This window comes from Nocardia pseudobrasiliensis NBRC 108224, assembly GCF_001613105.1.
Taxonomy (GTDB): domain Bacteria; phylum Actinomycetota; class Actinomycetes; order Mycobacteriales; family Mycobacteriaceae; genus Nocardia; species Nocardia pseudobrasiliensis.
Genome location: NZ_BDBS01000056.1, coordinates 42540 through 66140 on the forward strand (window position 1 = coordinate 42540; position 23601 = coordinate 66140).

23 protein-coding genes and 1 riboswitch are annotated in these 23601 nt (G+C 68.5%); of the genes, 9 read left to right on the forward strand and 14 right to left on the reverse strand.

What is annotated here, in order from left to right; translation table 11 throughout:
* The first annotated feature begins 83 nt into the window (after positions 1 to 83).
* The 3 genes from NP4_RS34255 (at position 84) to NP4_RS34265 (ending at position 3226) form a co-directional block, all read left to right on the forward strand.
* Positions 84 to 1550, forward strand: coding sequence for an SDR family NAD(P)-dependent oxidoreductase (locus NP4_RS34255; protein ID WP_068006750.1), 1467 nt, complete (start codon positions 84 to 86; stop codon positions 1548 to 1550).
* A 470-nt stretch (positions 1551 to 2020) separates the two neighbouring features.
* Positions 2021 to 2797 (forward strand): O-methyltransferase, encoded by a 777-nt coding sequence (locus NP4_RS34260; protein ID WP_068006751.1) that lies wholly within the window; start codon positions 2021 to 2023, stop codon positions 2795 to 2797.
* Positions 2798 to 2836: 39 nt separating this feature from the next.
* Positions 2837 to 3226, forward strand: coding sequence for a DUF2784 domain-containing protein (locus tag NP4_RS34265; protein ID WP_068006752.1), 390 nt, complete (start codon positions 2837 to 2839; stop codon positions 3224 to 3226).
* On the opposite strand, the gene NP4_RS34270 is transcribed toward NP4_RS34265, so the two are convergent.
* Positions 3207 to 3959, reverse strand: coding sequence for a thioesterase II family protein (locus NP4_RS34270; protein ID WP_068006753.1), 753 nt, complete (start codon positions 3957 to 3959; stop codon positions 3207 to 3209). The two genes, NP4_RS34265 and NP4_RS34270, sit on opposite strands and share 20 nt — an antisense overlap.
* 40 nt (positions 3960 to 3999) lie before the next feature.
* Positions 4000 to 4575, reverse strand: a complete 576-nt coding sequence (locus NP4_RS34275) for a TetR family transcriptional regulator (RefSeq protein ID WP_068006754.1) — start codon at positions 4573 to 4575, stop codon at positions 4000 to 4002.
* A gap of 101 nt (positions 4576 to 4676) precedes the next feature.
* Here NP4_RS34275 and NP4_RS34280 point away from each other — a divergent pair, with 101 nt between their 5' ends.
* The 3 genes from NP4_RS34280 (at position 4677) to NP4_RS34290 (ending at position 7950) form a co-directional block, all read left to right on the forward strand.
* Positions 4677 to 5891 (forward strand): FAD-dependent monooxygenase, encoded by a 1215-nt coding sequence (locus tag NP4_RS34280; RefSeq protein WP_068006755.1) that lies wholly within the window; start codon positions 4677 to 4679, stop codon positions 5889 to 5891.
* 120 nt (positions 5892 to 6011) lie between these two features.
* Positions 6012 to 7049 (forward strand): nucleoside hydrolase, encoded by a 1038-nt coding sequence (locus NP4_RS34285; protein WP_068006756.1) that lies wholly within the window; start codon positions 6012 to 6014, stop codon positions 7047 to 7049.
* A gap of 13 nt (positions 7050 to 7062) precedes the next feature.
* Entirely contained in the window at positions 7063 to 7950 is an 888-nt protein-coding gene (locus NP4_RS34290) for an amidohydrolase family protein (protein WP_068006758.1), read from the forward strand.
* Between the two features lie 6 nt (positions 7951 to 7956).
* On the opposite strand, the gene NP4_RS34295 is transcribed toward NP4_RS34290, so the two are convergent.
* From NP4_RS34295 to NP4_RS34320, 6 genes are all read right to left on the reverse strand, one after another.
* On the reverse strand, positions 7957 to 9513 hold the full coding sequence (locus NP4_RS34295; RefSeq protein ID WP_068006761.1) for an adenylate/guanylate cyclase domain-containing protein: 1557 nt from the start codon (positions 9511 to 9513) through the stop codon (positions 7957 to 7959).
* 21 nt (positions 9514 to 9534) lie between these two features.
* Entirely contained in the window at positions 9535 to 9954 is a 420-nt protein-coding gene (locus NP4_RS34300) for a hypothetical protein (protein ID WP_082876469.1), read from the reverse strand.
* A 68-nt stretch (positions 9955 to 10022) separates the two neighbouring features.
* Positions 10023 to 10559 (reverse strand): RICIN domain-containing protein, encoded by a 537-nt coding sequence (locus NP4_RS34305; protein ID WP_082876470.1) that lies wholly within the window; start codon positions 10557 to 10559, stop codon positions 10023 to 10025.
* 44 nt (positions 10560 to 10603) lie between these two features.
* A complete protein-coding gene (gene meaB / locus NP4_RS34310; RefSeq protein WP_068006831.1) occupies positions 10604 to 11635 on the reverse strand; it encodes a methylmalonyl Co-A mutase-associated GTPase MeaB in 1032 nt (343 codons plus the stop codon).
* 56 nt (positions 11636 to 11691) lie between these two features.
* Positions 11692 to 13965: a methylmalonyl-CoA mutase gene (gene scpA, locus NP4_RS34315; protein WP_068006765.1), complete on the reverse strand. Its 2274-nt coding sequence runs from the start codon at positions 13963 to 13965 to the stop codon at positions 11692 to 11694.
* Entirely contained in the window at positions 13966 to 15795 is a 1830-nt protein-coding gene (locus NP4_RS34320; RefSeq protein WP_082876471.1) for a methylmalonyl-CoA mutase family protein, read from the reverse strand. It lies immediately after the preceding gene.
* A gap of 264 nt (positions 15796 to 16059) precedes the next feature.
* Here NP4_RS34320 and NP4_RS34325 point away from each other — a divergent pair, with 264 nt between their 5' ends.
* Positions 16060 to 16725 (forward strand): TVP38/TMEM64 family protein, encoded by a 666-nt coding sequence (locus tag NP4_RS34325; protein ID WP_245998410.1) that lies wholly within the window; start codon positions 16060 to 16062, stop codon positions 16723 to 16725.
* 6 nt (positions 16726 to 16731) lie between these two features.
* On the opposite strand, the gene NP4_RS34330 is transcribed toward NP4_RS34325, so the two are convergent.
* The gene (locus NP4_RS34330; protein WP_068006767.1) at positions 16732 to 17631 is read right to left on the reverse strand and encodes a LysR family transcriptional regulator; all 900 of its coding nucleotides are present in this window, start codon (positions 17629 to 17631) and stop codon (positions 16732 to 16734) included.
* A 75-nt stretch (positions 17632 to 17706) separates the two neighbouring features.
* Between NP4_RS34330 and NP4_RS34335 the strand changes: the two genes are divergently transcribed.
* On the forward strand, positions 17707 to 19224 hold the full coding sequence (locus NP4_RS34335) for an MFS transporter (protein WP_068006769.1): 1518 nt from the start codon (positions 17707 to 17709) through the stop codon (positions 19222 to 19224).
* Between the two features lie 11 nt (positions 19225 to 19235).
* Here NP4_RS34335 and NP4_RS41370 read toward each other — a convergent pair whose 3' ends face one another.
* The 5 genes from NP4_RS41370 to NP4_RS34355 form a co-directional block, all read right to left on the reverse strand.
* Complete coding sequence (locus NP4_RS41370; protein WP_156524962.1) at positions 19236 to 19403, reverse strand: hypothetical protein; 168 nt, start codon at positions 19401 to 19403, stop codon at positions 19236 to 19238.
* Positions 19404 to 19422: 19 nt separating this feature from the next.
* Positions 19423 to 20838, reverse strand: coding sequence for an amidase (locus tag NP4_RS34340; RefSeq protein ID WP_068006771.1), 1416 nt, complete (start codon positions 20836 to 20838; stop codon positions 19423 to 19425).
* Positions 20839 to 20902: 64 nt separating this feature from the next.
* Positions 20903 to 21484, reverse strand: a complete 582-nt coding sequence (locus NP4_RS34345; protein ID WP_068006781.1) for a histidine phosphatase family protein — start codon at positions 21482 to 21484, stop codon at positions 20903 to 20905.
* Positions 21481 to 22335 carry a CbtA family protein gene (locus NP4_RS34350; protein ID WP_068006783.1) on the reverse strand — a complete coding sequence of 285 codons (855 nt, stop codon included), beginning with the start codon at positions 22333 to 22335 and terminating at the stop codon, positions 21481 to 21483. The genes NP4_RS34345 and NP4_RS34350 overlap by 4 nt, the downstream gene beginning before the upstream one ends.
* A 23-nt stretch (positions 22336 to 22358) precedes the next feature.
* Positions 22359 to 22568 carry a CbtB domain-containing protein gene (locus NP4_RS34355; protein ID WP_068006785.1) on the reverse strand — a complete coding sequence of 70 codons (210 nt, stop codon included), beginning with the start codon at positions 22566 to 22568 and terminating at the stop codon, positions 22359 to 22361.
* Positions 22569 to 22606: 38 nt separating this feature from the next.
* Positions 22607 to 22736, reverse strand: a riboswitch (cobalamin riboswitch).
* Positions 22737 to 22827: 91 nt separating this feature from the next.
* Between NP4_RS34355 and NP4_RS34360 the strand changes: the two genes are divergently transcribed.
* Positions 22828 to 23574 (forward strand): IclR family transcriptional regulator, encoded by a 747-nt coding sequence (locus tag NP4_RS34360; protein WP_068006787.1) that lies wholly within the window; start codon positions 22828 to 22830, stop codon positions 23572 to 23574.
* Positions 23575 to 23601 lie beyond the last annotated feature (27 nt).

The window sequence follows — 23601 nt, forward strand, 5'->3', positions numbered from 1 at the left end:
GGGCGTGCGCGGGCGCACACCTGGGGCGATGCGACAATAGGCGCGGCAAACCGTCCCCGCACGAAGGATCACCCCGCAGCACGATGGCCGATCACGACTCGACCACGACCACCGCCGCCACGCCCGCACCGGTCATCGACCGCGACGAACTGGCGGTCTGTCTGCGCGTGCTGGAACAGGCCGGACAGCTCGACAAGACCCACCCCGACTCGATCACCGTGCAGCGCGCGGTCGGGCATATGTTCAAAACGCTCAAAAAGAGCCGCCGTACCGCCGCGCGCGATGCCGTCTCGGCCGCCGATCGCGCGGTCGTCGCCGCCACCGCCACCGGTTCGCCCAACCGCATCGACGACGAGACCGCCGGAATTCCGCTGTCCTCCAATGCCTCCGGCGGCAGCGCCGGACAGCTGCTGCGCCCGCGCCCCTGCTATATCTGCAAGCAGCGCTACACCCGTGTCGACGCCTTCTACCACCAGCTGTGCCCCGACTGCGCCGCCGAGAACCATGCCAAACGCGACGCCCGCACCGACCTCACCGGTCGCCGCGCCCTGCTCACGGGCGGGCGCGCCAAAATCGGCATGTACATCGCGCTGCGCCTGCTGCGCGACGGCGCGCACACCACCGTCACCACCCGCTTCCCCAATGACGCGATCCGCCGCTTCAAGGCCCAGCCCGACAGCGCCGACTGGATCCACCGCCTGCGCATCGTCGGCATCGATCTGCGCGATCCCGCCCAGGTGGTCGCCCTCGCCGACGATGTCGCAGCGGCCGGACCGCTCGACATCCTCATCAACAATGCCGCCCAGACCGTTCGCCGCTCCCCCGGCGCCTACAGCGCCCTGGTCGACGCCGAGAGCGGACCACTGCCCGCGGGCGAATTACCCGACACCGTCAGCTTCGGCAAGACCATGCAGGCCCACCCGACCGCGCTGACCGCCTCGCTCACCTCCACCCTGACCGCTGCCGAGATCACCGACCTCGCCCTCGTCGCGGGATCGGCCACGCCGGAACGCATTTCGCGCGGCGTGGCCATCGACGCGGGCGGCCTGGTCCCCGATCTCGCGCACACCAACAGCTGGGTGCAGACCGTCGGCGAGGTCGACGCCACCGAACTGCTCGAGGTCCAACTCTGCAATTCGACCGCGCCGTTCATCCTCATCTCCCGCCTACGCCCCGCCATGGCCGCCGCCGACGCGCGCCGCAAATACGTCGTCAACGTCTCGGCCATGGAGGGCGTCTTCGACCGCGGCTACAAGGGCGCGGGCCATCCGCACACCAATATGGCCAAGGCCGCGCTCAATATGCTCACCCGAACCAGCGCCAACGAGATGTTCGAGGCCGACCGCATTCTCATGACCGCCGTCGACACCGGCTGGATCACCGACGAACGCCCGCACTACACCAAGATCCGCTTGGCCGAGGAGGGCTTCCACGCGCCCCTGGACCTGGTCGACGGCGCGGCCCGCGTCTACGACCCCATCGTTCGCGGCGAGGCGGGCACCGACCTGTACGGCTGCTTCCTCAAGGATTACGCCCCGTCCCGCTGGTGAGTCACCGGTCACTGCGCGAATGCGGTCCTGGCAAGCTCGGTGTCCATGTACCCGCGCACACTCGGCGGCGACGCCGAGCTTGCCCTTGTCGATGTAGTTCTCCTTCAACCACTCCGCGTACCGCTTCGACTGTTCGCCGCCATTGGCGAAGAGGTTGTACGGCATGGTCAATGGTCATCACCTACTCCTCTCGTGGTGCGCCGACGACACCAACTACGTAGAGCAACTCCCCAGCACCCTCATTGCTTCTTTTTTTGCAGTCCGTCGGGTTGTATGTCGAGCGAGCCGACGCTTGGGCCATACATAGTTAGATGCGCATATCGTCGTATAGGTATTACTAACACTTTCGCCTCGCCCGCGCATCGCACACTGTGCGGTCGGTTCGCAACCCCAGGAATCTCGGCGTTCGCCCCGACCGGATGCCCGCGCATAATCGGTGGCGGGGACGGGTCCTGGAGTTTGGAGGGCAGATGGGCGGAACGCGAATCGGTGCGAAACTGCGGGAGCGGATTCCGTTCGCTCGATGGTCATGGGTGCGACTCGGGTTGGGATTGCCCACCTTTCAGCGCACGGGTCAGGTCGGCGACGGGCGGGAGGCGGCGCTGCGCGATCACGTTCTCGCACACGCCACCGCCGGGGATCCCGACGATGTACTGGCCACCATCGACGATTTCGCGCGCAATCGCAGCATGCTGGTGACCATCGGCGACGAGAAGGGACTGATACTCGACGCGGCCGTACGCCGCACCACCCCGCGCACACTGCTGGAATTGGGTACCTACTGCGGCTACAGCGCGGTGCGCATCGGCCGGGCCATGCCCGCGGGCGCGCGACTGGTCTCGGTGGAGGCCAGCGCCGCCAATGCCGAGATCGCCCGCGACATCATCGAACACGCGGGCCTGAGTCGCCGCGTCGGCGTGGTGGTCGGTCGCATCGGCGACGGCGGCGGCACCCTGCGCCGACTCATCGCCGAACACGGATTCGGTTTCGGCACACTGGATTTCGTCTTCATAGATCACAACAAGACCGCGTATCTACCCGATCTGCGCAGCCTGCTGGCGGCGGGGTGGCTGCATACGGGCACGGTCGTGGTCGCCGACAATATGCGCCTGCCCGGCGCGCCCGACTATCTGCGTTATATGCGCGAGCACGAGGGCGACAGCTGGCATACCGTCGACCATCCGGCGCATGTCGAATACCAGTCGCTGCTCAAGGATCTGGTGCTCGAGTCGGAATACCTCGGGTGAATTCACCGACGCGCCGAATCCAGCGCTTACGCTGAACGTATGTATCGGCTGCTGGCGGATGCGACCGCGGTGGCGCATTTCCTGTTCGTCGCCTATCTGGTGGCGGGCGGCTTCCTGGCCTGGCGCTGGCGACGGACGATCTGGACCCATCTGGCCGCGGTCGCCTGGGGTTTCGGCACGGTACTGTTCGGATTCGACTGTCCGCTCACCCATCTCGAGGATTGGGCCCGCCACCGCGCGGGCGAGGCGGGGCTGCCGCCGAGCGGATTCATCGACCACTACATCACCGGCGTGCTCTATCCCCGCGACGCCCTGGAGTTGGTGCGGGTGCTGGTGCTGCTCACGGTCGTGGCGTCGTGGATCGGATATCGGCGGCTGACTCGGCGGCGCGGCACGGCCGCCGGTCCGGTCAGCCCAGCCGGGCGGTGACGAGATCGGCCACGGCGCCGGGCTTTTCGTCGAGATAGAAATGCCGACCGGGGAAGGTCGTCAGGTCGAACTCCCCGGTGGTGTGCCGCTGCCATGCGCGCATCTGCTCGGGGGTGACGGTGGGATCCTCGTCGCCGACGAGCGCGGAAACCGGGCAGTCCAACGGATCTCCCGGTCGGTAGACGTAGGTCTCCACGGCCCGGTAATCACTGCGCACAGCCGGTAGTACGAGTTCGGCCAGACTCGGTTCGGAGCGCAGCACGGCCACCGATCCGGGATCGTTGGCCAGCCGTTCCAATTCGGCGATCAGGTCGAGGTCCGTGCCGCGATGCAGCTGCCCCTCGTAGCCGGCGTCGGGGGCGATGCGGCCGGAGACGAAAAGTCGAATCACGCTGCGGCCCCGGGCCCGCAGGCGGCGCGCGGTCTCGAACGCGACCGTCGCGCCCATGCTGTGCCCGAACAGCGCCAGCCGCGCCGAACCCCAGGCGGGCAGATCCCACGCCACCTGTTCGGCGATGGCCGCCAGATCCGGGATCAATTCATCGCCGAGGCGGTCCTGACGGCCCGGATACTGCACCGCGTACACCGCGGTCGCGCCGCCGACGCGCGCGGCCAGGGCCCGATAGGCACTCGCCGCGCCGCCGCCGGGCGGGAAGCACACCACCACCGTGTGCGGCGACGGTACGCCGCGCAATTCCCGCAACCATGTCGTGCCGGTGGTCTCGACCCCCACGCGCGCGCCTCCTCCGTGTCGGTCCACTTACTACGGCAATCTACTTGCCGCGCAGGGTTTTCACCGCGAGCTCGACATCCTCGCCGGTCAGCAGTTCGGAGCCGGGGGCGAGCAGCCACATGGTGGCGTAGCCCTGGAACAGGATGAAATACAGCTTGGCGACCGCGCGGGCGGCCTCGGCGTCGAGATCCGGATGCAGTTCGCGCAGTAGGTTCGCCAGTTCCGAGTAGGCCGACTCCGAGGCCTCGGCCAGATAGGCCTGCAGTTCCTCCGAGCGAATCACATTGGCGGCGTTCTCGAAACTGAGCAGCAGTTGTTCGCGGTGGTTCTGCACCACGTCGAGCATGCCGTTCCAGGTGAGTGCGAGGGAGTCCCACAGCGACGCCCCCTCCCCCGTCGCGTCCCGGATCGCCGCGTCCATACCGTCACCGATCTCATTGCCCGCCCCTTCGGTGACGGCCTCGACGATCAGTCGGTCCTTCGAGCCGAAGTGATAGCCGATGGCGGCCAGGCTCACTCCGGCCGCGGCGGCGATATCGCGGGCGGTCACCTTGGCGAGGCCGCGTTCCAGCAGTGCCTTGCGGGCGCCGGCCAAGAGGTCTTCTCGGTTTCCCATGGCCTCACTCTACCAGCGTCTTAGACATTTGTTCTAGACAGTCGTGCGATCCTTGTGTTACACATTTGTCTAAGACATTCGAACCAAGAAGGAACGACATCATGAGCACCACCGCAAGCACGACCCACGTCCTCGTCTCCGGCGGCGGCATCGCCGGTAATGCCCTTGCGCTGCAACTGCTTCGGGCCGGAATCCGGGTGACGGTCGTCGAGCGCGCCGCCGCCCCGCGGCCGGGTGGGCAGGCGGTCGATCTGCGGGGTCCCAGCCGCGAGGTCGCCGAGCGGATGGGACTCATGCCCGGTATCCGCAAGCTGCAGCTGCACGAGCTGGGCTGGAAGTACCTCGACGAGCGGGGTAACGAATACGCCCGGATGACCGCGGAGATGTTCGGCGGCGAGGGTCCGACCGCCGAGATCGAGATTCAGCGCGGCGACCTCAACGAGGTGCTGCTCGAGCTGCTGCGGGAGCAGGGCGGGCAGTTGGATTACCGCTACGGCGAGTCGATCGAGAAGATCGTCCAGGATCCCGAGGGCGTCTACGTCACCTTCGCCTCCGGTCACAGCGAGCGCTTCGATGTGCTCGTCGGCGCCGACGGCGTGCACTCGGCCACTCGCAAGCTGGTCTTCGGGCCCGAGGATCGGTTCGCCACCCACCTCGGTGGATATATGGCCTTCTTCACCCTTCCCACGCCCGACGATCTGGAGGAGGGCTGGCTGTCCGGTGTCGGAATTCCGGGGGCCTTCTTCGGAATTCGACCCGATCGCGATCCGGCCAGCTCCAAGGCCATCATCACGTTGCGCGCCGACGCCGATCCCACCCTGCACCGGGATGTGGCCGCCCAGCAGCGGTACATCCATCAGCGCCTCGCGGACGCGGGCTGGAAGGCCCCACTGATCCTCGACGCGATGTCCACCGCGACGGACTTCTACTTCGACGAACTCGCCCGCATCGATATGCCCTCGCTGTCCGCGGGCCGGGTCACCCTGCTCGGCGATTCGGGCTTCTGCGGCTCCCCCATGACCGGCATGGGCACGGCCATGGCCATTGTCGGCGCGTACGTGCTGGCCGGAGAGCTCGCCACGAGCCCGGCCGACATCCCCGGCGCGCTGGCCCGCTACGAGGAGAAGATCACCCCCTTCCTCGACAAGGCCAAGGAACTCCCCAGCGGCGGCATCAAGGCCATGTGCCCGAATTCCAAACTCGGCGTCCGCGTCGCCCGAACCGCCATGCGCCTCATGACCTCCCGAGCCTTCTCCCCCCTCGCCGCGAAGATGTTCACCCCGAAGACCGAGGACTACGTCCTGCCGACCTACTGATACGCACCCTGTGCTCGGCCCGATACGCACCCTGTGCCCGGCCCGATACGCACCCTGTGCCCGGCCCGATACGCACCCTGTGCCCCGGCCCGCTTTTCGGGCCGGGGCTAGGCTCGTCTGATGCGGCAGAAGATCATCATGGATGTCGATACCGGGATCGACGACGCGTTGGCCATGCTGTATCTGCTGGCCAGTTCGGAGGCCGAGATTGTCGCGATCGCCTCCACGGCGGGGAATGTTCCGGCGGCGCAGGTGGCGGCGAATAATCTGGGGCTGTTGGATTTGTGTCGGGCGCCGGAGATCGAGGTGGCGTTGGGGGCGGCCGCGCCGCTGGCTGTTCCGTTGCGGACGACCGAGGACACGCACGGGCCGCAGGGGGTGGGGTACGCGGAGTTTCCGCCGTCGCCGCGGGCGTTGTCGGAGCGGTCGGCGGCGCGCATGTGGGTGGATCTGGTGCGGGAGCATCCGGGTGAGATCGTCGGGTTGTGCACGGGGCCGCTCACCAATCTCGCACTGGCGCTGCGGCTCGAGCCCGAGCTGCCGCGAATGTTGAAGCGGCTGGTGGTCATGGGCGGAACCTTCGGTCATCCGGGCAACACCACCCCGACCAACGAATGGAATGTGCACGTCGACCCGGAGGCGTGGAAGGAGGTCTTCGACGCCTTCGCCGCCGCGCCCGCGGATCGGCGGCCGCTGGTGTGCGGGTTGAATGTGACCGAGACGATCGAGATGTACCCCGAACATCTGCCGCGCCTGGCCGAACGCGCGGAAAGTATTCCGGTACAGGAGGTCTCGGTCGACGACACGCCGGGAACGCGATCGAAGGCGAGTAATCCGATCGTGCGGTTCGTGACCGATGCCGTGCGGTTCTACTTCGAATTCCACCGCGCCTACGATCAGGGCTATTTGGCCCATATGCACGATCCGTTCGCGGCGGCGGTCGCCCTGGATCCGGGCCTGGCGGTGACGCGCCCCGCGACCGTCGACGTCGAACTGACCGGCGCGATCACCCGGGGCGCCACGATCGCCGACTGGGCGGGCATGTGGGGCCGAGAACCCAACGCGGACATCGTGATCGGCACGGATCCGGCGCAATTCTTCGATCGGCTGATCGCCCGGGTGGGCGATTACGCGCGCGCGGTGTACCCGCCCGCCTGAGACAGGAGTCACGATGCGCGTCGACGAGGACGACATCACCGAGGTCACCGCGTTCCGGCAGCGGATCGGCCTGCCCGAGATCATCGATGTACACACCCATTTCATGCCCGAACCGGTCATGCGCAAGGTGTGGGCCTACTTCGACGCCGCCGGTCCGCTCACCCAGCGCACCTGGCCGATCGCGTACCGCCACGAGGAGCAGGTCCGCCTGAAGACATTGCGCGCGTTCGGAGTTCGCGCGTTCACCGCGCTGCTGTATCCACACAAACCGCAGATGGCGGCCTGGCTCAACGAGTGGTCCGCCGAATTCGCCGCACACACACCGGATTGCCTGCATACCGCGACGTTCTACCCCGAGCCGTCGGCCCCCGAGTACGTCCACACGGCCCTGGAATCCGGAGCCCGAGTGTTCAAGGTGCACATCCAGGTCGGCGATTTCGACCCCGCCGATCCCCTGCTCACCGAGGTGTGGGGCCAACTGTCCGACGCGGCCGTCCCGGCCGTGATCCACTGCGGCTCGGGCCCGGTCGCGGGGCGCTTCACCGGTCCCGGCCCCGTGGCGACCCTGCTGCGGGGATTCCCGCGACTGCGCCTGATCATCGCCCATCTGGGCGCGCCGGAATACATCGAATTCCTCGACCTGGCCGAACAGTACGAGAATGTGCACCTCGACACGACGATGAACTTCACCGACTTCTTCGAGGAGCAGGACCCCTTCCCGCGCGCGGCGCTGCCCCGCCTCACCGACCTCGCCGACCGCATCCTGTTCGGCAGCGACTTCCCCAACATCCCCTACACCTACGCCCACGCCCTGCACGCACTGGAACGCTTGGACCTCGGCGACGACTGGCTGCGAAAAGTGTGCCACCACAACGCCGCCCGCCTGTTCACGCTCGACTGAATCCGCTCAGGCACGAGCCAGCCGGGTCGGCTGCACCCGCCCGCGCAGGGTCACCGACTCCCCCAATGTCCATCGGCGGCGCTCGTCGGGATCGGCGCGTTCGACCGCCGCGTCGGAGGCCAGCAGCCGCGCCGAATCCTGTTTCGCGAGTTCACACAACCGCGCGGCCTCGTTGACGGCGTCGCCGATGACGGTGAATTCGTAGCGGCGATGCGCGCCGACATTGCCCGCCACGACGCGTCCCGCCGCGATCCCGATCCCCGCATCGAATTCCGTTGTGGCGCGGATGCGTTCATGGATAGCGCGGCCAGCGGCCAGCGCGGCCCCCGACGGATCGGCGATCGGCGCGGGCGTACCGAATACGGCGAGGGCGGCATCGCCCTCGAATTTGTTGACCAGCCCACCGTGGCGTTCGACCTCGTCGACGACGATTTCGAAGAAGCCGTTGAGAATGGCGACGATCTCGGGCGCGGGTCGGGTGGCGGCCATGGTAGTCGAGCCGATGATGTCGACGAACAGGGCCGCGGCCTCGAGTTCCGCCCCGCCGAGGCCGGGATTGCGGGCCAGGGCGGCGGCCGCGACGTCCTGGCCGACGTGACGACCGAACAGATCCCGCAGCCGTTCGCGCTCACGCAGGCCCGCGACCATTCGGTTGAATCCGCTTTGCAGCTCACCCAGTTCGGTGCCGTCGTAGACGGTGACCGCGACATCGAGCGCACCGTCCTCCACCCGGCGCAGCGCATTGCGCACCCCGCGAATCGGGGCGACCGTCGCCGCGAGCGTCTGCGCCATCAACAACAGCCCGAATACCAGCGTCGCACCGCCCAGCGACAGCACGCACACCGCGAGCCGATCGGTACTGACCGACACACCCGACAGCGCCAGCACCGCCACCACCATCAACAGCGCCACCGGCGTCGCCGAACCGACGATCCACATGAGCACCGAGCGCCCGAACACGCCGATACCGCGACGGCGACGCGAGGGCGCGGCATCGAGCACCCGCGCGGTGACCACCCGCAGCGCGAATTCCGCGAACAGATAACTGTTCGCGCACACCACGATCGCGCTGAATCCGGTGCCCAGAATGAATTTCGGCAGGAACGCCGGATCCACGATCGCGTACATGGGCGTGAGCACCAGCAGCCCGCCCAGCCACAGCACGGCCTGCTGGACGACCAGTTTGCGCGGCACCGCGGCCGCCGAAATCTGTTCCCGCTCGGTCGGAATGTGCTGATCATCGGTCGCCCAGCGCAGCGTGCGCAGTCCCCATCTGGTCCCCCACACCAGCCCGACCAGCAGCGACACCGCGATATAGATCGGCGCGGCAACGAAGTTCAGATACACCAGCGACCAGGTGAGCACCGACGGTCCGGGCAGGACGAATACGATCAGCACGATCGCCACCGCGATGCCGACCAGATTGGCGGTGATCAGCGGCAGGGTGAGCAGGACCTGTACCCGGATCCGCCGGCGGATCGACCCCTCCTCGGCGGGTCCCAGCAGTCGCGACCCCCAGGGCGCGGGTCCCAGCGCCGCGGGCGTCACGTCATCGTCAACCATGCATGCAGCGTAAGGGCAAGATCACCACCGCGGCGACGACGCCACGAGCGATCGGATGTAGTTCACCCGCCGTTCGGTGTCGACCACCTGCCGCGGGCTGCCGACCGGCACCTGGCTGGCGTAGTAGAAATCCGGGGCCTGCACGCTGACCTGAACGAATCCCTCGACGCGTTGCTCGCGGATCGCCAGAAACAGCAAACCCAGAAAACAGGCCGGGAACAACAGTATCGCCAGGACGATGGCGTAGGTCGGAACGCGCTCGCGGACCGTGGTCTGATTGGTCAGGATCCAGGTGGTCCCGGCCAGCGGGTGCAGCCCCGAGGGCGTGTAGACCAGCGTCGCACTGCATCCGATATCGCCCACGGTGACCAGGATCGAGTCCCCGGGCGGATGATCCGGCGGCAGCGACATCGGCGGGCCGGCGATCGGATTCCGACTCATAGCCCCGATCACGCTACTCTTCAGCTACTTCCGTCCGGGGTTATATGCCTGATTTGGAGCTTTTCCAATCACCGGGGCGGGAGGAACCGCCATTTCTGCTGCGGCACATCCAGACAGGTCCACTGATGGAGTTTGTCGCCGGGGGCGGTACCGGCGTGATCGACATCCAGGCAGGATCGACTGCCGCTGCTCAGCGAGGCGAATTTCCACCAGCCGTTGCCCAGATACAGCGGTATCCAGACCTGCGCCGCGGTGTTGTTGCAGGTCCAGATCTGCACCTTGGCCCCGTCGGCAGGACTGGCGTTGTCGACGTCCAGGCATTTGGCCCGGCCGTGGGGCTTCACGATGAAGCGTTTGTCCGTGCCGGGCGAGCCCGCGCCGTCGATGGACCAGTGCTGGGTCTGCTCATCGGCGCAGTCGGCCTGCCAGACCTGCGCGCCCAGATCGGTGAACGGCGCCCAGGCATCCATACACAAATTACTGTTGATGTTCTGCAATCGGAAAACGCCGGTCGGTAATTCGTACGGCGGCGCGGGGGACGCCGTGCCGGGCACGACCATCGCGAGCGCGAGAACACCGAGGACGGCCAAGACGACTCTTCGCATGAACGCATGCCTTCATCCCGCAGGGCCCCGACCGCAGGACAAGTCTAGCGGTTGTCGAACGCGCGCAGAATCTCTTCCGCGGCCAGGGCCGGGGTGAGCGAACCCGCGCGCACCTGCTTTTCCACCTGCCCGCGAATGGATTTCACCGCCGGATTGTCCGCGAGGCGGCGCAGCAGCTGATCGTGCACCATGGTCCAGGTCCAGTCGACCTGCTGGCGGCGGCGCTTCTCGGCGAATTCGCCCGCCTCGGTGAGCACTCGGCGATGTTCGATCACGGTGTCCCAAAAGGCGTCCAGGCCCGTGCCGTTGAGCCCGCTCATGGTGAGAACCGGTGGCCGCCACAGCGATTCGCGCGGATGTATCAGGCGCATCGCGCCCTGTAGTTCACGCGCGGCGGCGCGGGCCTCCACCTCGTGGCGACCGTCGGCCTTGTTCACCGCGACCAGATCCGCCAGCTCCAGCACGCCCTTCTTGATGCCCTGCAATTGATCACCCGTGCGGGCCAGGGTGAGGAAGGTGAATACGTCGACCATATTGGCCACGGTCACCTCCGACTGACCGACGCCGACGGTCTCGACCAGGATCACGTCGTAACCCGCGGCCTCGAGCAGCACGATCGTCTCGCGGGTCGCCTTGGCGACGCCGCCGAGGGTGCCCGCGGTGGGCGAGGGCCGGATATAGGCGTCGCGCTCCACCGACAGTCGCGCCATGCGGGTCTTGTCGCCGAGGATCGAGCCGCCGGTGCGGGTGGAGGACGGATCCACCGCCAGCACCGCGACCCGATGCCCCTGTCCGATCAGATAGATCCCCAGCGCGTCGATGAATGTCGATTTGCCCACGCCCGGAACGCCGGTGATGCCGACCCGATTGGAGTCGATCGCCTCGGCGTCGGTGGTCACCGCCAGCAGCAGCCGCTGCGCGAGCTCGCGATGATCGGATCGGGTGGACTCGACCAGCGTGATCGCCCGCGCCAGCGCGGCCCGATCACCCCGGCGGACCGACTCGGCCAATTGGTCGACGTCGATCGCCCGCCGCGGCGAAACCGACTGCCGCACGGCCGGTTTCACACCAGCCATAGCGTCCGCATGCGACGCGATCTCGGAACCGCTCTCGCCCGATTCCACGCGCCTGCTCACTCTCCTCCGGCGGATCGCGTCGCGTCACTGCCGATCTCGTGACCCAGCTCGGCGGCCAGCTTCTTCAGCAGATCCATGGCCGCGTCGGCGATCACCGTACCCGGCGGGAAGATCGCCGCGGCGCCCGCCGCGTACAGCTCGTCGAAATCGCCCGGCGGGATGACCCCGCCCACGATGACCATGATGTCGGGCCGCCCGACCTCGGCCAGGGCGTGGCGCAGCGCGGGCACCAGCGTGAGATGACCCGCGGCCAGCGACGACACGCCGACCACGTGCACGTCGTTGTCGGCGGCCTGCTGCGCCACCTCCTCGGGGGTCTGGAACAGCGGGCCCACATCCACGTCGAAGCCGAGATCGGCGAAGGCCGTGGCTATCACCTTCTGGCCGCGGTCGTGCCCGTCCTGGCCCATCTTGGCGACGAGGATTCGGGGACGACGACCCTCGGCCTCGGCGAACTCCTCGACCAGCTCGATCGCCCGGCTGATATTGGTCACCTTTCCGGCCTCCTCGCGGTAGACACCGGACAGCGTACGGATCTCGGCCTGATGCCGCCCGTACACCTTCTCCAGCGCGTCGGAGATCTCCCCGACCGTCGCCTTGGCGCGCGCGGCGTCGATGGCCAGGGCCAGCAGGTTGTTGGCCATACCGCCCTCGGAAGATCCGGCGGCCCTTGTCAATTCGGCCAGCGCGCGCTCGACCTCGGCGCTGTCGCGTTCGGCGCGCAGGCGGCGCAACTTCTCGTTCTGCTCGGCGCGCACGCGCGAATTCTCGACCTTGAGGACCTCGATCCGCTGATCCTCGGCCACCTGATATTTGTTCACGCCGATCACCGGCTGCTGACCGGTATCGATGCGGGCCTGGGTGCGGGCGGCCGCCTCCTCGATGCGCAGCTTCGGAATGCCCTCCGAAATCGCCTGGGCCATACCGCCGTGCGCGGCCACCTCGGCGATATGCGCGCGGGCGCGCTGGGCCAGCTGATGGGTCAGCCACTCCACGTAGTACGAGCCGCCCCACGGATCGGCGGGCCGGGTGGTGTTGGACTCCTGCTGGATCAGCAGCTGGGTATTGCGCGCGATGCGGGCGGAGAAGTCGGTCGGCAGCGCCAGCGCCTCGTCGAGGGCGTTGGTGTGCAGCGACTGGGTGTGGCCCTGGGTCGCGGCCATGGCCTCCACACAGGTGCGCGCCACATTGTTGAAGACGTCCTGCGCGGTCAGCGACCAGCCGGAGGTCTGCGAATGAGTGCGCAGGGCAAGCGATTTCGCGCTCTTGGGCTCGAATTCGGCGACCAGCTCGCTCCACAGCAGCCGCCCGGCCCGCATCTTGGCGACCTCCATGAAGAAGTTCATGCCGATCGCCCAGAAGAACGACAGCCGCGGCGCGAACTGATCCACGGCCATCCCCGCGTCCAGACCGGCCTTGATGTACTCCACGCCGTCGGCGAGGGTGTAGGCCAGCTCCAGATCGGCGGTCGCCCCGGCCTCCTGGATGTGATAGCCGGAGATGGAGATCGAGTTGAACTTGGGCATCTTGGCCGAGGTGTAGGCGAAGATGTCGGAGATGATCCGCATCGACGGCTTCGGCGGATAGATGTAGGTGTTGCGGACCATGAACTCCTTCAGAATGTCGTTCTGAATGGTTCCGGCCAGCTGTTCGGGCTTGACGCCCTGCTCCTCCGCGGCCACCACGTACAGCGCCAGAATCGGCAGCACCGCGCCGTTCATGGTCATCGAGACCGAAACCTGGTCCAGCGGAATCTGATCGAACAGCTCGCGCATGTCCAGGATGGAGTCGATGGCGACCCCGGCCATACCGACGTCACCGGTCACGCGCGGATGATCGGAGTCGTAACCGCGATGGGTCGCCAGATCGAATGCCACCGACAGACCCTTCTGGCCCGCGGCGAGGTTGCGCCGGTAGAAGGCGTTGGAATCCGCGGCCGTGGAGAAGCCCGCGTACTGGCGAATCGTCCACGGCTGATTCACATACATCGTGGGATACGGTCCGCGCACGAACGGCGCGGCGCCGGGCAGGCTGTCGAGCGGATAGCCCTCGGCCGCGACGCGGTCGCGATCGGCCTTGGTGAAAACCGGTGGGACGTCGATCCCCTCGGGCGTGGCCCACACCAGCTGATCGGGCGTCTGGAAATTCGCCGCCGCGGCGGTCCGGATGAACTGCTCGACCTGTTCGGCGTCGACCTCGGCCGCGTGCGGCCGATCCAGCGGCACCTCGGCGAAACTGCCGATCACATGCTTGAATTCGCGTGTCGTCATTTACGCTCCCAGCTTCTCGAGCAGCTCGGACAGGCCGGCCACCGCGTCCATGCGGGCGGTGAGGAAGCCGTCCGGGCGCTGCGCGCCGCTCAGCTCGGCCACCGCCTTCTCCGGACCGGCCAGCAGTACCGTGGTGATACCCGCCGCGCGCAGGGCCTCCACCGCCGCCCCGGCCTCGGCGGCGTAGCGCGAATCCGACCCGCACAGCACCGCCAGCGACACACCGGGTTCGCCGGTATCGGTGGTCGTCTCGATTCCGCCGGAGGCGAGCAGATTGGCCGTGAAGGTCACGCGCACATTGTTTTCCGCGACCGGACCCAGCGGCGCGAGCAGCGCCTTCGGGCGGCTGCCGTGTGCGGCGAGGTAGGCGTCGGAGCGGTCGCGCAGCCGCTCGAACGCCGCGCCGTAGCGGGCGACCACGCCCGGGGCGCGCGCGGCCTCCGACAGCGGCTTCTCCGCCAGATTCGGGAATTCGTTGACGCCGGTGACGGACGTCTTACGGTGTGCCACATCCGAATCGCGGCGCGCCTTGGTCTCGGCCATACGCTCGGCCAGCAGGCCCGAGGCCAGCGCCTCGCGGTAGCCGCCCGCGCGTTCGATCTCCTGCATGAACTCCCAGGCCGCGCGGGCCAGGGCGTCGGTGAGACTTTCCACGTACCACGAACCCGCGCTCGGATCCTGGACGAAGCCCAGATGCGATTCCTCGAGCAGCAGCAGCTGGGTATTGCGGGCCATGCGCTCGGAGAACGCCTGGGACACCTCGAGTTCCCCGGGCGGCAGCGGCGAGTCGAAGGGCAGTACGGTGACCAGATCCGCGCCGCCGACGCCCGCGCCGAAGGCGGCCAACGTGGTGCGCAGCATATTCACCCACGGATCGCGCTGGGTCATCATGGCCGCCGAGGTGACCGCGTGCTGGGGCGCGTTACCCAGATCGGGCGCGCCGAGCTCGTGGGCCACCCGGGCCCACAGTCGCCGGGCCGCACGGAATTTCGCCATGGTCGCGAACTGGTCGTCGGTGGCGGCCAGCCGAAAGCTCAGCTGGCCCAGCGCCGCGAGGGTATCGATATCGGCCTCGGCGAACGCGCGCAGATAGGCCAGGCCCGCGGCGATCGCCGCGCCGAGTTCCTGTGCGTCCGAAGCGCCCGCATTGTGGAACACCTCCCCGGAAACCACCACGGCGCGAACCGATTCCGCGCGGTCGGCGGCCGCGCGGGCCAGGGCGATCGCCTCGTCGAGATCAATATCGGACGTCGCGGCGAAGGCATTGGTCAGCGGGGCCGCGCCCAGGAACACCCGGATCGCCTCGCGCTGCGGGGTCTCATAGCCGTCCAGGATCGCGAACAAGCGCGCGGCCGCGGCGGGGGTGTCGATTCCGGCCTCGAGGGTCAGCGGGGCGAGTTCGAACAGCAAGCCGGCCAGGGCGCTCGGCAGCTCGGCCACCGGCACGCCGTGCTCGCCCACACCCAGCCATATCGCGCTCACGCCGTTTTCCAGGCCCGCCAGGATGTTCCGATTCGTGGCGGCGGCATCCGGGCCACCGAAGCGGGCGCTGACGAACCAGCCGCGATGCACATCGCGGGTCGCGTCGTTACCGCGCACGAACGGAAACGCGCCGGGCAGTGGCTGTTCGGGCAGTTCGTCGCGGCGGGTGTAGAGCGGGGCGACCGTCACCCCGTCGTAGGTCGAGACCGCGAGCAGCCGCTCCGGCTCATCGCCGAGTTCGTCCGGCTCCACCCTGCGGGCCTTGGCCAGCACCCCGGCCACGCCCTTGCGCCACGCGGCATATCCGGGCACGGGATCACTCGCGTCCGGATCCGAATCGATCGGCATCGCTGCAGTTTCCTCTTCCACTCTGGTCCGACACCTTCAGCTCTACCGGATACCCGCTCCTGGGCCAAACTCTTCGCACACACTTTGCAGAGTGCTGTGCGAGTCGTTCACAACGCGCCGCGAAATCCGTTCGAGCTGGTCGGCAGCCGATTTAAGTTAATCCAGATTCTCCGAGGGCACGGATGTTACCCACACCACAGCATCGCATCGGACCGACCGATGCCCACCCGCAGGTACCGCGCGGTCACCGGTAGCCTGACGGCTGTGCTGAGGAGATTGCGTGATCCGCGGGTGCTGGGGCTGTTGCTGCTGGCCGTCGCACTGGTCGCGGTCACGCTGCTGGCGCCGCATCCGAGCCCGCAGCAGATTCGCGATTGGGCGCATTCGGTGGGCCCGGCGTTTCCGATCGTCTTCTTCCTCGTGCACGCGATCGTGACCGTCGCGCCCTTCCCGCGCACCGTGTTCACCCTCAGCGCCGGACTGCTGTTCGGCCCGGCGCTGGGCATCGCGCTCGCGGTCGCGGCGACCACGGTCAGTGCGATCTTGGCGCTGCTGCTGGTGCGGGCGCTGGATCGCGAGCAGGTCGCCGCCCGGCTCACCCATCCCGCGGTGCGGGCGGTGGATCGGCGGCTGGCCCGGCGCGGCTGGCTCGCGGTCGGGTCGCTGCGCCTGATCGCGCCCGTGCCGTTCTCGATCATCAACTACTGCGCGGGCCTGTCGTCGGTGCGGATGCTGCCGTATCTGGTGGCCACGATCATCGGTGTCATTCCCGGAACCATCGGCGTGGTCGTGCTCGGCGACGCGCTCACCGGTGAGACCAGCCCGGGCCTGCTCGTGCTGTCCGGGATCTGCATCACCGTGGGCGTGATCGGCCTGATCGTCGACGCCCGGTGGGGCGCGGGCGAATTCGCCGAACCCGTCGACGCCTGAGCCGGATCAGACCGCCAGCGCGTCGCGCAGCGTCTCGCGCAACCAGCGATGGGCCGGATCGGCGTCGAGTCGCGCATGCCAGAGCATGCTCACATCGATCTCCGGCAGCTCCGCGGGAATCGGAAACCAGCGCAGGCCCAGGACTTCTCCGTACTGTTCGGCCAGGCGCCGCGGGCCGAGTCCGACATAGTTGCTCGTCGCGATGAGCAGCGCCGCGACCGCGAAGGACGGCACCACGGCCGCGACATGCCGCCGCAGCCCGGCGGTCTCGAGCGCGTCGTCGAGCGGTCCGCGCGAGCGCCCGCGCCGCGATGCGGACACATGCGGATGCTGACACAGCTGGGCCAGACTCGGGCGGCGGTGGCGGCCCAGCGGGCTGTCCGCGCGCACGATGCCGACCATCCGTTCGCGATACAGCCGGGCCGTGCGGAAATCCGGTGCGGCCGCGTCCCCCGCGCCGATATCCAGATCCACCGAACCGTCGCGCAGCGCCTCGCGGCTCTCATTGCCCTCCCCCACGAATCGCAGCGTCACCCCGGGCGCGACCGCGGCCGTCGCCTCCGCGGCGTCGGTGGCGAGCGTCGCGGCGACGCTGTCGTTGATCCGAATCGTGAAGGTGCGCTTCAACTCCGCGACATCGAGTTCGCGATCGGCGCTGATCAACGCCGACGCCTCGTCCAACAGCGCCCGCACCCGCGGCGCGGTGCGCAGCGCGAACGGAGTCGGGGCCATCGCCCGTCCGGCCCGCACCAGGATCGGATCGTTCATCGCCCGCCGCAGCCGTCCCAGTGCGCGACTGGTCGCCGGAATCGACAGGTGCAGGCGCTCGGACGCGGCGGTGACGCTGCACTCCTGCAGGAGTGCGTCGAATACGCGCAGGAGGTTCAGATCGAGCTGATCGTGCATAGTTGCATCCTACGCAAACTTCGTTTGTGAAAGTTGCGTGGCGTGCAGGTATGCCATCTCCCTAGCGTGACTGCCATGCCATACAACGTCCTCGACCGCGACGACGCCTCGGTGTCGCCCGGCCGGTCCTCGCCGACCGCTCGGCGCGGACTGCTCGCCGTCATGTCCGCCTGCGTCGTGCTCGTCGTCGCCATGGTCGCGGCGATCAATCTCGCCGTCCCCATGCTCGCCGCGAGCGGACTGCGTCCCTCCGGATCCGCGCTCATCTGGATCGTCGACACCTATGTGATCTTCTTCGCCTGCCTGGTGATTCCGGGTGGCGCCGCCGGAGATCGCTTCGGGCGCAAGGGTGTGCTGCTCACCGGGCTGCTGCTGTTCGCCGCGGGCGCGCTGCTGTCGGCCGTCGCGCCGAATGTGGCGCTCATGCTCGTGGGCCGTGCGCTCACCGGTGTGGGCGCGGCGGCGGTGCTGCCCAATACACTCGCTGTCCTTTTGCACGCCGTGCCCGCCGAGCGCAAGGGCGCGGCGATCGCCACCTGGGCGTCGATGACCGGAATCGGCGGCATGGTCGGCAATGTCGGCGGCGGCGCGGTGTTGACGGGTGGTTCGTGGCGGTGGCTGTTCCTCGCCGTCGTGCCGATCGCGCTCGCGCTGGCGGCGCTGGTGGCCCTCATCGCCCCGGTGTCGGCACGCCACGACCGCGATCTCGATCCCCTGGGCACCGTCCTGCTGGTCGGTGCGTCGGTGGCCTTGCTGCTCGGGATCGTGCAGGGTCCGGAGACGGGCTGGGGCAGCGCGGTGGTTGTCGGTGGATTCGTCTGCGCGGCGGTGTTGTTCGCGCTGTGGACGATCGTGGAGCTGCGGGCGCGACATCCGCTGCTGGATCCGCGCCTGTTCCTGCTGCCGGGACTGCGCAGCGCGTGTCTGGGCATGACGACGGTGTTCTTCGGCATGTTCGCGCTGTTCTACGTCAACGCCTCGCTCATGCAGTACGGCATGGGTTTCGGCGTACTGGAGACCGGACTCGGCATCATTCCGGCATCCGCCCCGATCATGCTCGGCGGACGCTATGTCGGGCGGCTGTCGCGGCGCATCGGCGTGGACGCCACGGTCGCCCTCGCCTTCGCCTGCACCGGCAGCGCGCTGCTGGGGCTGTCGACCACCGATACGCACACCCCGTATCCGATCTATGCGGCCTGGCTTGTGGTCAACGGCATCGGTATCACCCTGGCGCTGCCGACCCTGTCCGCCGCGATCGCCACCTCGCTGCCACACGCCCAGGCGGGCGTCGGCGCCGGATTGCAGGCCACCACCCGCGAATTCGGCAGCGCGCTCGGCGTCGCGGTCATCGGCACGGTGCTCACCGCGCGCTTCGTCGCGGCGCTGCCCGCCGATATCCGCGCCGCGCACGATCCGCACACCGTGGCGCAGGCCCTGGCCGTATCGGCCCCCGGCCGCGCGCCGGAGATCGTGGCGGCCTTCGTCTCCGGCGCGGACCTGGGTCTGCGGATCATGGGGATGTCGGTGCTGGTCCTCGGCGCACTCGTCGTCGCCCAGTCCCTGCTGTCGCGTCGCGCGCGAAATCGCCGCTGACGGCACCGCTTTCAGGACCGCCGCGACGTCCCGGCCGGGACGTAGCCGCCGCTGGGTTCGATGTAGCGGGCCTCCTCGACCGTGTAGAGCGTGTCGGCCAGGCCGCGCAGGACCCGGGCCAGTGCGGCGATCGCGGCGTTTTCCTGTTCGGAGCCGGGCCAGGGTGAATCGGCTGTCATCGCGGGGCCTTTCGACGGGTCAGCGCAGCGCCGCGGGAGTGCGGCGGTGGTGATCGGTGTGATGCTGGTAGGCGTCGGCGGCACGCAACACCGTGGCCTCGTCGAAATGCCTGCCGCTCAGCGACATCGAGAGCGGCAGCCCCTCGGCGGACAGCCCGATCGGGACGGCGACGACGGGGTTGCCGAGCGGATTCCAGTAGCCGGTGTGCAGTCCGGCGAGCACCGCCAGCGGCTGGGACTGACTCAGCGCGGACAGTGGCGGCGCGCCCAGATGACCGGTCGGCGTGGCGATCAGATCCACCTCGGTGAACAGTGCGGCCATCTCACGCTGGGCGACGTGCCGGACCCGTTGGGCCTGAACGTAATCCATACCGGTCGGCGTGGCGGCCGCGGCCAGCGCGATGCGGGTGCTGCGACTGTAGTCGTCCCAGCGCGAGCGCAGCGTCGCGTGATGGTAGGCCGACGCCTCGCAGGCCAGCACGACGACCTCCACCGCCGAGAGTTCGGTGTAGAAGGGAATTTCCACCGGCACGATCGCCGCACCGGCCCGGCGCAGCGCCTCGATCGCGGCGTCGAATCGCGCGGGCTGCTCCGGATCGGCCAGGCCGCCGATGAATCGGGCCAGATCGTCGACCCCGATGGTCACCCCGCGCAACTCCCCGGTCAGCGCCGCCGAATAGTCGGCCACCGGCTCGGTGGAGCTGTAGGGATCCTCGTCGTCGTGCCCGGCCAGCACCGACAGCAGCAGCGCGCAGTCCGCGGCGGTGGTCGCCATCGGACCCACGTGGTCCAGGGTATAGGCCAGCGGCACCACACCGGATTTCGGCACCCGCCCGAAGGTCGGCTTCAGCCCGGTCACCCCGCAGTAGGCGGCGGGGATCCGGATGCTGCCCACGGTGTCGGTGCCGATCGCGCCGAGAAACATCCCGGTCGCCAGCCCGCTGCCCGAGCCGGAACTGGACCCACCGGCCCAGCGCGCCGCGTCCCACGGATTGCGCGGGACGGGGAACGGTTTCGCCGGATCCGGTACGCCGAGCGCGAATTCCATCGTGGTGGTCTTACCGGTCACGATCGCGCCCGCGGCCTCGAGTCGCCGCACCACCGCGCAGTCCCCCACGCTCGCGGCCCACGCCGGATCCAGCACCAGGCTCTGGGCCGTGGTCGGTCCCGCCGAATGCGCGAGAATATCCTTGACCCCGATCGGAATTCCATCCAGCGGGGTCAGCGGCACACCGGCCGCGATTTTGCGATCGACGCGTTCGGCCTGTTCGCGAGCCCGCTGATCGAACCGCGTCAGATACACGCCGAACTTCTCGTCGTAGGTGTCGGCCGCCGCCAGCGCCCGCTCCACCAGTTCGGCGGCGCGCACCTGTCCGGCCCGCAGAGCCGCGGCGGCCGCGGTGATTGTCGTTGGCTTCGAAGCGCTTTCGGTCATCTCGGCCCCAATCTCTCGGTCGTTCGATGGTGTCACGACCGCGGGGAGCGTAGCGGTGGAAGCGCTAATCGGCGGGGATCAGCGGATGCGCGGTGGCGCGCAGGGTCCAGGTCGAGGCGCGCCCGTGCAGTGTGGTGGCCGACAGCGGCGGAATATCGACCCGCCAGAAGGACCGCGCGGGCGCGTCGAGGGCCAGCAGTACCGCCGCGCGGACCACCGCCGGATGAGTGACCGCGGTGACGCGCCGGGGCGTTGCGGTGAGGGTGCGCAGCCACTCGCGGACCCGGTCGAGCAGGTCTCGGATCGATTCGCCGCTGGGCGGGCGGTGTTCCGGATCGGTCAGCCAGGCCATGAGATCCTCGGGGGCGAGCTCGTCCACGGTCCGGCCCGCCCATTCCCCGCAGCGCCAATCCATCAGTGCCGCTTCGATTTCCGCGTCGCGACCCAGGATCTCGGCGGTGCGACGGGTGCGCAGTTCCGGCGCGGTCAGCACGAGGTCGGCCCGCTCGGCGTACACCGAGGGACCGACCTTCATCACCGAGCGTTCGCCCGGCGCACTGAGCGGCTCGTCGGCGGGAAACCGCGCCGCGGCCACCGCCTCGGTGAGCGCATGGGTCACCAGCGTGAGCCGGGCGACCTCGCTCATACCAGCGGGGCGGTCGCGGTCTCGCCGCGCACGGCCTCGCGGCCGAACAGCCGCGTGGTCAGCGAGGCGAAGCCCACGCCGATCACCGTCCACACAATCGCCTGCGCCAGCAGCGAATACAGCCGGAAGTAGAACAGATCGTCGGCCGGGAAGCCGGGGAATACGATCTTGCCCGACGCATCGGTCAGCGGCTGCGGCGTCTCGGTCGCGAAATCGCCGTAGGCGCTGTTGGCCGAGAGATGTCCCAGCGACGGCAGCAGCGCCATCACCGCGCCGATCACCACCACGAAGGCCACCCCCGCGACGATCGTCGCGTACCAATTGCCCAGGCGCGCGGCCAGTTTGCGCCCCAGCCAGATCGCCCCCAGCAGCAGCGCGACCGAGATCACGATCATGGCCAGATACAGGCCCGTGCGCTCCTTGATGGTCTCCGGATGCCCGATCGAGGGCGGATTGGCCGGATACTTCAGGAACGGCACCGCGTACAGCGCCAGGAACATCCCGCCCGCGACCAGCAGCGCCAGCGGGCGCGGAGCGAGTTTGCCGACCCGGCCCAGCGCCACGCTGTACACCACCGCGAACAGCGCGCCCAGCGCCAAGCCGAACACGATCATGCCGAAGCCGAGGCCGGTATTCGACTGCACCGAGCGGGTGAACAGCTCCGCTTCCTCGGTGTGGTCCATGGCGTGCCCGGCGGCCTTGTCGAGGGCCATCTGCGCCTCTTCACGGCCACCCTCGTAGTCGATGGCGCGGTCGATGATCGGCTCGGCCAGCACCCGCGCGAACAGGAACGCCAACAATCCACCCAGGCCGCCGAACAGCACGCCCAGGCCGATGATTCGTTTTTCCATTGTATGAGCTCGATTTCCCGGGATCAGTGGCAGGGGAATCCGAGGAAGTGCCGCCCGTCGTGGACGAATTCGTGGACGTGCATATCACTGCCGAAGATCGACACCGCGCCCTGATCGATACCGATGAAGTAGAGGGCCAGCAGCGCCAACACCGTCGTGCCGACCAACCACAGCGCGGTGCTGGGAATCGACAGCGAGATGGCGCCGGACCGGGGAGCGTAGGACGTAGCCACGAGTACTCCTTAACTACAGGGGATACGCGTCCCCGTCGTTGACAGAACATGGCGACGCGAGGGTCTGACTCGCACCGCGGGGGTGCTCACAGTGGCGCGACCGCTCCGGTTTCGCACCGGATTCCTCGTACATCGCCTCATCACCATACGAAACCGCAGAGTCGCTGGTCAATCGGCGCTCGCTGCGCGCAATCATTCCCGGATCCCCGGGACTCGGCCAAAGTACGCGATGTCGATTCCGGTCCCGGTAGGAGGAACAATGACCGTCACCGACGAACCCCGTTCGGGCGCACGCGCCGTCGATCGCGCCGTCGCGGTGCTCAACTGCTTCGAGGGCGACGACCCCGAACTGTCGGTGAGCGAACTGGCCCATCTGGCCGGGCTCCCGGTGAGCACCACACACCGGCTGGCCCAGGCGCTGGTGCGCGGGCGGCTGCTGGAACAGGATCCCGCCAGCGACCGCTATCGCATCGGGCACGGCCTGGCGAGCCTCGCGCGCCCGGCGCTGTCGCGGCTCGGACTCGATTCCGCCGCACCACATCTGTACGCGCTGGCCGCGGGCATCCGGATCACGGTCAGCGTGAGCGTGGCCGAGGAGAGCGAGGCGGTCACGGTGTTCCAGGCCCGGCCGCCGATCCACTTCTGCCACAACCAGGTTCCGCGCGCCCGCCGATCCCTCGAGACCAGCGCGGTCGGTCGCGCGCTGCTGGCCTTCTCTCCCGCCGAGGGCGTGCGCCACGCCGAACTGGATCGGGTGCGGCGCATCGGATTCGCCAGCGAACTGATCGAGGCCGAGGATCCGGTCCGCGCGCTGGCCGTGCCGATCGTCGGACCGGATCGGCGGGTACGCGGAGCGCTCGGGGTGCAGGCCCGCTCGGTGCGGTTGAACGACGAACTCGTGCGCGGCGTGGTGCCCGCCATGCGCGCCATCGCCGCGCGGGTGGGGCCGCTGCTGGGCCCCGACGCCTTCACCGCGGACGTGGCCGCCGCATTCGGCTCACACTGATTTCCACAGTGTGAAAAGGCCGTTGCT